Raw genomic sequence first — 12,428 nt, forward strand, 5'->3', positions numbered from 1 at the left:
TGGGATTAGCAGGCAGGCATGCCGGGGTTTGCGTTCGTGGACAACGGCCCTTCGCCTTCCAGCGCGACAAAGCATGCCATCAAGGCTTTGAGCATATATTTCCTGACGGTCGCCACAGAAATCCCTTCGCGGGCAGCAATGTCGGTGTAGGTCAACCCCTCGAAGCGGGACAGCAGAAAAGTCTCGCGTACTTTCGGCGGCAGGCCATCCAGCATGCTGCAAATGCGCAGCAAGGCGTTCAGTGCAATACTTCGCTCTTCGGGGGAAGGCGCATACTCGTGGTGCCGGGCCGCCAGTGCTTCCAGATAAGCCTGTTCAATCTGCTGGCGCCGATGCCGGTCGACCACCAGGCCCTTGGCGATTTGCATCAGGTGCGGCCGCGCCTGCTCCGAAGTCGGCGTACGGCCGGAGACCAGCACCCGCACGTAGACATCATGCAGTAAATCCGCGGCATTGTGGGGGCAGCCCAGCCTGCGCCGCAGCCAGCCATACAACCAGTTGCTGTGATGGCTGTATAGCATTTGCACGCTTGGCTGCGATTGATGTTCGGCCGCCGGCAAAATGCCGTGCGATGGCTGATCCTGCACTGACCGTCGTCCTGAAGTCTTAAATGGGAATGAGTCGCATTATATACCTTATGCGTACTGGCCCCAATTCGGATAACATCAGTGCAGTACATCTATGAGCCCATGTTTTGTCCGCCGCGTCGGGCCGCAGCGCCCGCTCTTACAAACGTCGCGAAGCCGTCTAAAAACCCGCTTAACCTCTCACGCGTATCCTTGTCTGTAAGATTGCCCTCGCTATCGAACATGGAGCCGGCGCGCGAAACAAGCAGACGGCCCTCGAACCAAGGCCGGGTACCCAGCGTGTGAAGCACCGACAGCCAGCTATTTTGCGCGAGCACGGTGCCAAATCCGCCAGGCGAGACGCCAATCAACGCCACTGGCTTGCCGTGAAAAACACGGGGGATGTCCGTCGGCGGGCGCGAGAGCCAATCAATGACGTTCTTGAATACACCTGGAATGCCGTTGTTATATTCGGGTGTCACCAGCAGTAATCCATCGGCGACTGCAATCGCGTCCTTAATGCGGTTGACAGCGTGAGGAATACCATCGGACTCTTCGAGATCGGCGTTATACAGTGGGATCTCATCGATCTCGGCTACCTCTAGCGTTGCGCCGGATGGCATGGATTCCACAGCGGCTTTCAATAGACCCCGGTTATAGGAATGGCGCCGCAAGCTTCCAGCAATGCCGACCAGTTTGGTCATGATCATTCTCCTGAATTTCGTGTCCTAGGACATCGGATTGGGCGAAGAGGCAGCCTCTTCGGGTAGCGGAATGAACTCGTCATGATCAAGATCAGGCAGCTTCATTCGCCCCGCCGTCCAGTCGGCCTTGGCCTGCTCCAGGCGATCTTTGGATGAAGAGACAAAATTCCAATACAAGTAGCGTTCACCGAGAGGCTCGCCGCCCAGCAGCATGACGGCCGAAGGCTCAAGCGCGGCGAAGCCTGAATCACCCGGCCCGACGACCAGCATGTCGCCCGCTTGGTGGCGCGCACCCGCCATCTCTACTGAACCAGATGCCACATAGAGCGCACGCTCTCGATGCCCGTCGGGCAGTGCCGCCTTCGCACCTGCTTCCATGTCCAGATGCGCATAGAACAATGGCGAGTGGGTGTGCACGCGCGCACTAAGACCGAATGCGTCTCCTGCAATCAGCCGCCCGCGCACCCCGTTATCGCGCCAGATTGGCAGATCACCGCCATCATGATGAGCGAACGCGGGTTCGCTTTCCTCGTCCGCTTCGGGGAGCGCCACCCAAGCCTGGATACCGTGAAGATGGTCGCCTTCGCGCCGCGCGCGTTCGAATCGCTCCGAGTGAGTGATACCGCGTCCCGCGACCATCCAGTTGACTTCGCCGGCGCGGATCGCTTGCTCGGAGCCAACGCTGTCGCGATGCATGATTTCACCAGAGAAAAGGTAAGTGACGGTCGATAGCCCAATATGCGGGTGCGGCCTGACGTCAACCTTGCGCGACACGTGTGCAGGCATATCCAGCGGGCCCATATGGTCGAAAAACACAAACGGCCCCACCATTCGCCGCTTGGCGAATGGCAGCACGCGTCCGACGTCGAATCCGCCTAAGCTGCGGCGGCGCTGATGGATTACCATTTCAATCATATCCATTTCCTTGCAAAATGATCTGGCTGCTACAGGCTGTCATGATCGCGGATGATCCTGTTTCTTACTTGCCTGATTTGAGGGTCGTGTAAGCGTTGATCAGCCCCACGTGTTGAAAGCCTTACTTACGTTGTGAGTCCAGCTGTTCCTTGTTGCTGAGTACCTCTTGCGCCTTGGTGTAGCTCTCGATCAATAACTGATAGGGAGGAAATATATTGGTGTAGACCTCGGCCCACTGCTGGGCATCCTCACGATTCCACGTTTTTTGTAGTTCAGCTGCGATAGCCCCCATGTCAATCGGCACAACGCCGGCCTGCACAATGCGCGCCAATGTAATTTCCTGTGCCATCTTTGAATACGTGCCCGAAGCGTCAATCACCGCGAATACTTTGTAGCCCTCGTGCACCGCGCTAATAGCCGGGAAGGCCATGCACACACTGGTGATGGTGCCCGCAATAATGAGGGTTTTTCGACCCGTCGCCTTGACTGCGGCAACGAATTCAGCGTTATCCCACGCATTGATTTCCCCTTTACGCGCTACGTATTGGGCGTGAGGCGCATTCTGGTGGATCTCGGGAATCAGCGGCCCGTTCGGTCCTTGCGGCACCGAGGCCGTGGTAATGACCGGAAGCTTGCACAGTGTTGCGATCTTGGCGAGTGTGGCGGCGTGCGCGCGCAACGTCGTCATGGGCATATCTTTTACGGTTTGGAACAAACCGCTTTGGTGGTCGATCAATAGCATGGCTGCATCGTCCGGATTGATAACCGGTCGTGCGCCATCGAAGTTCGCGATATTGTTTGGAAAGTTCATAAGCATTCCTTTAAAAGATGCTGAAATTACTGCCAAGTTAATGGCCAATCTGTCCGAAATGGCCGTTGTTAAAATCATTCATTGCCTGAATGATTTCCTCTTGCGAGTTCATGACGAACGGACCGTATCCAAAAACGGGTTCGTTCAGCGGCGCACCGTTAAGCAGGAGCAATGTTGTGTCCTCGATGACATCAAACTCAAGCCGATTTCCATCGCGCTCCATGACAGCCAATGCTGCGGCACCGACAGTGTGTCGATCGCCGATCCGAATAGTGCCATTCAGGACAAAAAGAGCTGTTGTATGCCCGGCAGGCAGGTCAAGTGACAAACGGTGGCCTGCTGTCAGGCGAAGATCCCACACGTTGATTGGGCTGAATGTTTGAGCCGGGCCTAAAGCGTCTTTGTATTGGCCGGCGATAACACGTACTGTGCCGCTCTGTTTTGGCAATGCCACGTTGGGGATTTGATCCGCCGTGATGCTCTGATAACCGGGAGCTGACATCTTGTCTTTGGCTGGCAGGTTGACCCACAGCTGAACCATCTCGAAAGCGCCGCCTTTTTTAGCGAATTCCGGACTATGGTATTCCTCGTGGATCAAACCTGAGGCAGCGGTCATCCACTGCACGTCGCCTGGGCCGATGGTGCCACCACCGCCTGTGGAGTCATGGTGCGACACCCCACCTTCGTAGACAATGGTGACTGTTTCGAAGCCGCGATGCGGGTGTTGGCCGACGCCTAGACGGCTGCTTGTCGGCGGAAAATCAGCAGGACCCGCGTAATCCAGGAGAAGAAAGGGAGACATTTCCTCGGCAATGTCATTGTAGGAAAAGATGCCTCTGACTGGGAAGCCATCGCCTACCCAGTGGCTATCGGTGCTCTGTTTAATAAACGCCAGTTTTTTCATGATCGCCGTCCCTAACCAAGATTCTTCACTCTACTCCGTCGACAATTCATGAACTAGATGGTTAAATTGATAATTACTTTTCATTCAAATGAATAATGGACTTCAACGAAGCTGCCGTTTTCGTCAAGGTGGTGGAGGCCGGGAGCTTTAGTGCCGCCGCGCGTCAGCTCGGCTTGCCCACATCCACAGTCAGCACACGAGTCGCGCGTCTTGAAAAGCGATTAGGTATAACGCTGTTGCAACGAACGACACGGCGACTGCATCTGACAGATACTGGCCAGTTGTACTATCAGCATGCATCCATTGGTCTGGGTTATTTATCCGAGGCGGAAACAGCGGTAACGGCGCTGGTTGCTGAACCGAAAGGCCTGCTGCGTGTCACAGCACCTGCAGATATCGGCGATCAAATTCTGGCCAACATTCTCAGCCGGTCCAGGCGCAATTTTCCACAAGTCAATGTGGATATGGTGCTAAGAAATCGTTATGTCGACTTAGTCGCCGAAGGCGTGGACGTAGCGATTCGAACAGGCAAGCTCAAGGACTCGACATTGGTCGCCAAAAAAATCGGCATTGCGCGCTGGGTGCCCTTCGCCAGCGAAAGCTATCTGAAATCAGCACCATCGTTGAATTCACCGCAGGCGCTGCGTCACCATAACTGCTTGCAATTCACGCCTCTTGGCAAAGAAACATGGACATTTAACGATGGGAACGCAACTGTGACCGTTCCCATGTCTGGCAAAGTGATGGCCAACGATGTGGGAGTGATCCGTGCCATGGCGCTGGGTGGCGAGGGCGTTGCTTTGCTCCCGAGTTATCTTTGTCGTTCGGAGTGCGAAGAGGGACGGCTGCTGCGCGTCCTTCCAAAATGGCATGCCAACGTCCATGAAATTAACATCGTCTATCCTCGCCAGCGTTTCATGCCGCTCAAGCTTCGAATGTTTGTTGATATAGCTTCCCAAGAGCTGAGGAAGTTATTAGAGGAATCGTAATTGGATTCTGAACCTATCGGAGGGTTACACCACACTGCCGATGACTATGGATGCGCAGCACCAGGGTGAGTACCGTAATCCAATCCCAGCATGGCTTCGACACCACGCACAAGCGATGCCAGCTTTGGCGGGACAATGCTATTCAGTTCCTCGAACGATCCTGCCTCCAGCGGCACGCCGCAGTTGAAAACGAACAACCGTGAATGCAGGGCACGCCGCAGGGGTATCGCAAAGCCGTAGGAATCCGCACGCCATTCCGTATTGTTGTAGCAATAACCCAAGCGACTGAAGTCTTTCATGGCGCGTTCCACACCCTGCACACCCTGCTCGTACTGCCGTGGCAACTTCACACGCAGGCTGTTCATCACGTCTTGGCGCTCGTTGGCAGGCGCACTGCACAGCCAGGCCCGGCCCGCCGCCGTGGTCAGCATCGGTAATGTAGAGCCAATATCCGGATGTGTCAGCAACCCTTCGTTTGCACGCGCCGTCTCGACATAAAGCATATCCAGTCCGTCGCGTATCACAAGTGATACTGCGCCATTGATCTCACTTGCAAGTTGCGTCATCAATGGCCGCGCCATCTGCCGCAATTGCATGCTTGCCAGCAGAGGATATCCCAGCGTGAGCAGTCCGAATCCCAGCAGATAGCCCGCCTGCTTCGACGGGTTACGCCGCAAGTAGCCCAGTTGAACCAAGGTCGCCGCCAAGCGGGTAACCGTCGGCCTGGGAATACCGGTGCGCTCTGAAATATCGCGATTGCGTAAGCTATTGTCACCCGGCCGGAATGCAGCAAGCACATCAATGCCCTGGGCAACGGTCGATGCGAATTGCTTATCAGCAGCTTCAGGAAAAGTAGTCTTCCATTGATTCATGCGCCTGCCTCCAAACGTTCTATGTCGGCTGCGGCCTGCAATAAGGCGGGCCCTGCGGCCTCGGCAATGGGCTTTCCACTCAGGCGATTCAACGTTACGCCGCAATTAAGCACCAATGGCCCTTCATTTATTTTTGTTCGCAAGGGGACAGCAACGGCGTGTACGTCTGCAAACCACGCTCCTTCCGAGACACAGAATCCCAACTGTTCAAACTGCTTCAGTGAAGCGCTGACAACGTCATGGTGATCGTGTAGGCCGGGCTCTGCCTTATGCAACGACTCCAGCGTTGCAGTGCGTGCGTCCGGCGATACGCCACAGAGCCATGCCCGCCCCATGGCCGTCGCCAGGATAGGCAGCGAGGCGCCCAGGTCTGGACGAAAAGCCATCAGATCGTGGCTGCGGTTGGTCTCGATGTAGACCATACGCATTTCATGTTTCACACCCAAGGAAACGGTCCCGCCCGTCGTCTCGGCGAGGCGCCGGATGATGGGCCGGGCCTGTTGGCGCACAGGAATACCCGCCAGGAGCGGATACCCCAACGAAAGTACCCGCGATCCTAGCCGATATCGGCGTAAGGCCGGGTCATATTGCAATAGCCCCCGCAACGAAAGCGTGTAGGTCAATCTGGAGATCGTCGCCTTGGATAGGCCAGTACGCACGACAAGGTCTTTATTGCTGAGCACCGGGTCCCCTGCGCGGAAACACTCCAGCACGGCGAAGCCATTTGCCAAGGATGTGGCAAAGGCCGGGTCGGTTTTCTCTTTGGTTTTCATGACAGACACATGCATCTCCGAATCGGTTCCACCGCGGTGAACACGGCCATTTCAATAGTTTGTTCAATATGTCAAAACATAGATATCTATATTTTAAATACATTGATACGCTTTCCACAAATATTTGGTTGCGCCAAGACACGAAGACACGGCCGCTTAGCCATTCCTCTGCCCCCAAGGACCCATCATGATCCGAGACCAAGAAAGCTTTTATCTGTTTCTCGATACCCTGCGCTCATTTGTACGCGAGCGGCTCGTTCCCCATGAAGAACGCGTGGCGAAGGAAGATGAAGTGCCTGACGAGCTGGTGCAGGAAATGGCCAGGCAGCACATGTTCGGCTACTCGATTCCTGAACAGTACGGGGGTTTGGGCATGACGACGGAAGAACTTGTCCTGGCGGCCATGGAGCTGTCGCAATGCTCGGTCGCTTTCCGCGCGCGTGTCGGAACCAATACCGGCATTGGATCGGAAGGCTTGGTCGCGGACGGCACGGATGAACAGAAGCAACGTTATCTGCCCGACTTGGCGTCGGGGAAAAAGACGGGGTCTTTTGCACTGACCGAACCGGAGGCGGGCTCGGATGCCACGGCGTTAAAGACAAGTGCACGCAGGGACGGCGATCATTTCGTTTTGAATGGCACAAAGTGCTTCATTACCAACGCCCCCATCGCAGATCTCTTTACCGTCCTGGCCCGCACCAACCCGGACGACAAGAGCGCAAACGGCATTTCCGCTTTCATTGTCGAGCGAGGCGTTGCCGGCCTGTCAACTGGAAAGCCATACGACAAAATGGGCCAGGCCGGCTCCCCGGTATCCGAGGTGCATTTCGACAATTGCCGCGTGCCCGCCGCTAACATCATCGGCGGCACCGAAGGCCGCGGCTTCAAGACAGCCATGAAAGTTCTGAACAAGCAACGGATACACCTTGCTGCGCTGTGCATAGGCCCCGCCATACGCATGCTGAACGATGCCATGGCCTTCGTCGCGACTCGGCAGCAATTTGGCCAGTCACTCATGAACTTCCAATTGGTACAGGCCATGATTGCCGAATGCCAGACCGAAATCCAGGCAGCAAAAGCGCTCGTGCTGCAAACCGCGCGTCAGCGGGACAGCGGCGAAGACGTCACCATGAACGCCTCTATCTGCAAGTACTTTTCATCGGAAATGTGCGGCCGAGTGGCCGATCGGTGCATACAGATGCTTGGCGGCTATGGCTACATCGCCGACTACGGCATGGAAAGGTTCTATCGCGACGTACGTCTGTTCCGGCTGTACGAAGGCACCAGCCAAATACACCAACTCACGATTGCCAAGCACAGTCTGAAGCAGGCTGGCTATAGCGTAGGAAAGTAACGCTCTCACCCATAAGAAGCAGATCGGCGCTATGCACATCAATCGTGCATCACACGCCTTCACTCACAACACAGGAGACACACCATGTTCAAACAGATTATTGCGTCCTCCCTGATCGCAACAGCCAGCCTGGCTGCGCCCCTGACGGCGCATGCCGCCTATCCCGAACATCCCATCAAACTGATCGTGCCGTTTTCGCCCGGAGGATCCACAGACATCCTGGGGCGCTTGCTCGCCAAAGCCCTGCAACCCATCCTGGGCCAGACGGTTGTCGTGGAAAACAAGGTCGGCGCCGCGGGAAACATTGGCGGCGCAGCCGTGGCCCAAGCTAAACCAGACGGCTATACCTTGTTGCTTGCCGCCGCGGGCCCCACCGTCATCAACCCCAGCCTGTACAAAGACATGTCCTTCAGCCCCATCAAGGACCTGGCGCCCATCACTGCCCTGACGCGGGAACATAACATGATGGTGGTGAACCCAGAGGTGCCCGCCAACACCTTGCAGGAATTCATCGCATATGCCAAGAAGCATCCTGGCACGATCAGCTACGGCTCACCCGGCACAGGCACGCCCGGACACCTTGCCGGCCAACTGTTGAACCAGAAGGCGGGCATAGACATGCTGCATGTGCCTTATAAAGGAACAGGCCCCGCGATTACCGATCTGCTTGCCAACCGCATCAACGCGATGATAGACAACATGCCGCCCCTGCTGCCCCATGTGAAATCCGGCCAGCTTCGCGCGCTCGCCCTGCCCAGTGCATCGCGGGCAGAGGCCGTACCCGAGCTTCCTACGTTCGAGGAAGCGGGCGTCGATGATTACGTTGTCATGGCCTGGAAGGGGCTGATGGCGCCCAAGGACACACCACCCGAGATTATTCAAAAACTTCATGCAGCATGCGTAGAGGTGCTGAATCAACCCGACATTCAGGAACGCCTGACCCAACTGGGCGCAGAACCCGAAGGCAACACACCTGAAGCATTTGGCGAACAAATCCGCAACGAGACCGCTTGGTGGGCAGACCTGATCAAGCAAACCAATACAACTTTGCAATAAGCATAAGTCGCACAGGAGACCCGTTCATCATGCGCACACTAAAGGAACTGAAAGAGCGCGTACGGAGATTCATCGACGACGTCGCCATCCCACTCGAAAGCCTGGACATCGAGCGGGATGTGGATGCCCTGGATGACATCGCCAGAACACTACGCCGGCAAGCCAGGGAAGCAGGCATTTATGGCCCCCAGCTACCCCGTGAGTATGGCGGGCTGGCACTACCCTGGCTTGCCTGCGCCGAGCTTTTCGAAGAGTCCGCACGCAGCCTGCTGGGCCCCATCGCATTGAACTGCGCCCCGCCGGATCAACCCAACGCGCTGCTGCTCGATCTATTGGCAAGCCCCGCACAGCGCGCACAGTTCCTGGAGCCCATCGCTCGGAGCGAGAAACGCGCTTGCTTTGCCATGACGGAACCTGCACCGGGGGCTGGGTCCGATCCTTCCATGCTTCAGACTACGGCACGTCGCAAACACGGCAAATGGGTGCTGAATGGGCACAAGAAATTTATCAGTGGCGGCATCAAGGCAGATATCGCTATCGTGCCGGCCCGAACTGAAGAAGGCGTGACGCTATTTGTCTTTGAGACGGCCACGCCAGGCTACCGCGTCGTACGCGACATCCCCATGGTGACCGGGTATCAGATCGGCGGACATGCCGAGATCCTTCTTGAAGACTGTGAACTCGCTGACGATGCCGTTCTAGGTGTCGTGGGCAAAGGCTTGGCGCACATCCAGTTACGGCTGGAGCCGGCGCGCTTGTCTCACTGCATGCGGTTTATCGGGCGGGCACGACGCGCCATGGACATTGCACAGGGTTATGTCAACGAGCGCGTTTCGTTTGGCGCCCGCCTGGCAGAACAGCAACAAGTGCAAGCCATGGTGGCCGACTCCCATATCGATCTTCATGCCAGCCGGCTCCTTACACTGCACTGCGCCGCGCTCATGGATGAAGGGAAATCCGTGAAACACCACTCCAGCATGGCCAAAGTATTTGTTTCTGAAGCCGTCGGCCGGGTCGCCGACCGGGCCATGCAAATGTGCGGCGCCCTGGGCATTTCGGAAGATGCAGCCATCTCGGCGATCTGGCGTGAAATGCGGCCATTTCGTATCTACGACGGCGCAAACGAAGTGCATCGAAGCGCACTCGCCCGCCGTATCCTGGACAGGAATATTTCCCCATGACATCGCCTTATCGCGCTCCTCCTTTCAAGGCCTTTCGGCGCCATGCAGGCGATGGCCTTATTTGCATTGTCTACGCTGGCCTCAACGACAAGGATGATTGGACTTGAGAACATCGAGGAACACCTGGCTTCCATCCTGAATCGCCAGCATACGGGCGCATTGCCGCTCAAATTTGACTTACCAAAAATACGGTTATGACTTCATTCTCTCCATCACTGCAAACACTGTTCTCGCCGGACAGCATCGCTGTTGTCGGCGCATCCGATACCCTTGGGAAGGTGGGCGCGGTACCCATACAGCTCTTGAAGCAATATGGCTTTGAGGGGCGCATCCTGCCTGTCAATCCAAGGGTCGGTGAAGTGCAGGGGCTGATATGCCACGACTCATTGGGAAAGATCGAACAGGATATTGACCTGGCCATCCTGGCGGTGCCCGCACAACATGTTTGCAATGCACTTGAGGATGCGCGGCCGGGCCAGGTGAAGGCTGCGGTCCTGCTGACATCAGGGTTCGCGGAAACCGGTGACGACGGGCGTGCCGAGCAATCACGGCTTGAACGCATTGCCGCTGAGCGGGGTATACGACTGTTGGGTCCCAACTGCCTGGGGTTCATCAATATGCGAAAACGCGTGTATGCCACGTTCACCCCCGCAGCGCTCCAGAGCGAAGCCTTGCCCGGACACGTGGGCATGGTCAGTCAAAGCGGGGCCTTCGGCGCCTACGCATACAGCATGGCGCGGCAGCGCGGAGTAGGGCTCTCGTTCTGGGCGAGCACCGGCAATGAAAGCGATGTCACCGTCGCGGACTGCATCGCTTGGCTGGTCGAAGACCCGGCCACCCGGATCATCATGGCTTACATGGAAGGTTGCAAAGACGGCGACAAGCTGAAACGCGCACTCGCCGCAGCCGCCCAGGCAGGCAAGCCCGTCATCATGACGAAGATCGGACGTACGGCTTCCGGCGCGCGCGCGGCCGCTTCACATACCGCCGCACTTGCGGGCGACGATGCTGTCTATGACGCGCTATTCAAACAGTACGGCGTGATCCGTGCCCGAACGATTGATGACTTCTTCAACATCGGCCATGCCTTAAGTGTTTGGGAGCAACGTCCATCACAGGCCAGCGTGGGAATCGTTTCCGTTTCAGGTGGGGTGGGCGCCCTGATGGCTGATGAGGCGGACGATCACGAGCTCTCGTTGCCCGCCTTGCCCAAAGACGATCAGCGCAAACTGCTCGAACGCATCACATTCGCCAGCGCCGGCAACCCCGTCGACGTCACCGGCCAGGCCCTTACCGATCCAACCATACTGCGCGATACCGTGTCCAGCATGCTCGATACGCAACAGTACGGCGCATTGACGGTGTTTCTTGCCGCGGCGGGCTCGTCTGACACGCTCTGGCCCCACATGTGTGAACTGGCAGACATGGCACGTGGACATCCACAAGCGCGCCCGCTTGCGATATGCACCCTGTTGCCGGACGACAAACGAGCTGAACTCGAGCGGCGCGGCGCAATGGTCTTCTCTGATCCCAGCACCGCCATCCGGACCATCGCAGCCACGCGCGTTCGCCGCTTGGCCAATGCGCCCACGCCTCACACAGTCAATGTTGAGATCCCCGCCGGGGGCGGGGCGCTGAATGAAGCCCAATCCCTTCAGGTGCTGTCAGGAGCGGGCATTCCGGTTGTATCCATCGACGTCGCCCATTCCAAAGCACAGGCATCAGCCCTGGCCGGGAAAATCGGCCGCCCTCTTGCCTTGAAGGTGCTTTCGTCCGATATCCTGCACAAAAGCGATGCTGGCGGAGTCCTGCTCAACATCAACGGCGCCGACGCGGCGGCGCAAGCGTACGAGACAATCCTGTCGAATGTCACCCGGCATGCGCCTGACGCCCGCATCGAAGGCGTTCTACTTGCGCCCATGGTGAAAGGCGGTTCGGAGTGCATTCTGGGCGTGCTTGTCGACCCGGTTTTCGGCCCGGTGGTCATGTTCGGCCTGGGCGGAATATTCGTGGAAGTGCTCAAGGACGTAAGCTTTCGCCTGGCGCCCTTCGACAAGGCAGAAGCACGAAGCATGATAGAAGAAACGCGCGCGCTGGCACTCCTACAGGGTGCGCGCGGCCAGGGCCCAATGGACATCGACGCGATCGCCCAAGCGCTTTCTTCGCTTTCTCATCTGGCCCATACTTTGCGCGACAGGCTCTCGTCCATCGATGTGAATCCATTTGTCGTCTTGCCTGACGGCCAGGGCGCCATGGCGCTTGACGCGTTGGTTGTACTGAAGGGCTGACGAATGACCGCCGGC

Annotated in this window: 12 protein-coding genes; 5 read left to right on the forward strand and 7 right to left on the reverse strand. The window is 57.2% G+C overall.

Annotation, left to right across the window (positions count from 1 at the left end; genetic code table 11):
• Positions 1 to 5: 5 nt before the first annotated feature.
• The 5 genes from RE432_RS03445 to RE432_RS03465 form a co-directional block, all read right to left on the reverse strand.
• Positions 6 to 521: a sigma-70 family RNA polymerase sigma factor gene (locus RE432_RS03445; protein WP_310933014.1), complete on the reverse strand. Its 516-nt coding sequence runs from the start codon at positions 519 to 521 to the stop codon at positions 6 to 8.
• Positions 522 to 679: 158 nt separating this feature from the next.
• Positions 680 to 1,270 carry an NADPH-dependent FMN reductase gene (locus RE432_RS03450; protein WP_310931813.1) on the reverse strand — a complete coding sequence of 197 codons (591 nt, stop codon included), beginning with the start codon at positions 1,268 to 1,270 and terminating at the stop codon, positions 680 to 682.
• 24 nt (positions 1,271 to 1,294) lie between these two features.
• Entirely contained in the window at positions 1,295 to 2,185 is an 891-nt protein-coding gene (locus RE432_RS03455; RefSeq protein ID WP_310931814.1) for a pirin family protein, read from the reverse strand.
• Between the two features lie 121 nt (positions 2,186 to 2,306).
• Entirely contained in the window at positions 2,307 to 2,996 is a 690-nt protein-coding gene (locus RE432_RS03460; protein ID WP_310931815.1) for a hydrolase, read from the reverse strand.
• Positions 2,997 to 3,033: 37 nt separating this feature from the next.
• Positions 3,034 to 3,900 (reverse strand): pirin family protein, encoded by an 867-nt coding sequence (locus tag RE432_RS03465; protein ID WP_310931816.1) that lies wholly within the window; start codon positions 3,898 to 3,900, stop codon positions 3,034 to 3,036.
• A gap of 95 nt (positions 3,901 to 3,995) precedes the next feature.
• On the opposite strand from RE432_RS03465, the gene RE432_RS03470 reads away from it, so the two are divergent.
• On the forward strand, positions 3,996 to 4,889 hold the full coding sequence (locus tag RE432_RS03470) for a LysR family transcriptional regulator (RefSeq protein WP_310931817.1): 894 nt from the start codon (positions 3,996 to 3,998) through the stop codon (positions 4,887 to 4,889).
• Between the two features lie 44 nt (positions 4,890 to 4,933).
• Here RE432_RS03470 and RE432_RS03475 read toward each other — a convergent pair whose 3' ends face one another.
• Together RE432_RS03475 and RE432_RS03480 are read right to left on the reverse strand one after the other, a co-directional pair.
• A complete protein-coding gene (locus tag RE432_RS03475) occupies positions 4,934 to 5,761 on the reverse strand; it encodes a helix-turn-helix domain-containing protein (RefSeq protein WP_310931818.1) in 828 nt (275 codons plus the stop codon).
• On the reverse strand, positions 5,758 to 6,534 hold the full coding sequence (locus RE432_RS03480; protein WP_310931819.1) for an IclR family transcriptional regulator: 777 nt from the start codon (positions 6,532 to 6,534) through the stop codon (positions 5,758 to 5,760). Before RE432_RS03480 ends, RE432_RS03475 begins: the two co-directional genes overlap by 4 nt.
• A 187-nt stretch (positions 6,535 to 6,721) precedes the next feature.
• Here RE432_RS03480 and RE432_RS03485 point away from each other — a divergent pair, with 187 nt between their 5' ends.
• The 4 genes from RE432_RS03485 to RE432_RS03500 all read left to right on the forward strand — a co-directional run bounded on the left by RE432_RS03485 (position 6,722) and on the right by RE432_RS03500 (position 12,413).
• Positions 6,722 to 7,888 (forward strand): acyl-CoA dehydrogenase family protein, encoded by a 1,167-nt coding sequence (locus RE432_RS03485; RefSeq protein ID WP_310931820.1) that lies wholly within the window; start codon positions 6,722 to 6,724, stop codon positions 7,886 to 7,888.
• Between the two features lie 84 nt (positions 7,889 to 7,972).
• Positions 7,973 to 8,944: a tripartite tricarboxylate transporter substrate binding protein gene (locus tag RE432_RS03490; protein ID WP_310931821.1), complete on the forward strand. Its 972-nt coding sequence runs from the start codon at positions 7,973 to 7,975 to the stop codon at positions 8,942 to 8,944.
• Positions 8,945 to 8,973: 29 nt separating this feature from the next.
• Positions 8,974 to 10,125, forward strand: a complete 1,152-nt coding sequence (locus tag RE432_RS03495; protein WP_310931822.1) for an acyl-CoA dehydrogenase family protein — start codon at positions 8,974 to 8,976, stop codon at positions 10,123 to 10,125.
• A 194-nt stretch (positions 10,126 to 10,319) separates the two neighbouring features.
• Positions 10,320 to 12,413: an acetate--CoA ligase family protein gene (locus RE432_RS03500; protein WP_310931823.1), complete on the forward strand. Its 2,094-nt coding sequence runs from the start codon at positions 10,320 to 10,322 to the stop codon at positions 12,411 to 12,413.
• Positions 12,414 to 12,428 lie beyond the last annotated feature (15 nt).

The organism is Pusillimonas sp. SM2304 (assembly GCF_031628915.1).
Taxonomy (GTDB): Bacteria; Pseudomonadota; Gammaproteobacteria; order Burkholderiales; family Burkholderiaceae_B; genus Pusillimonas_C.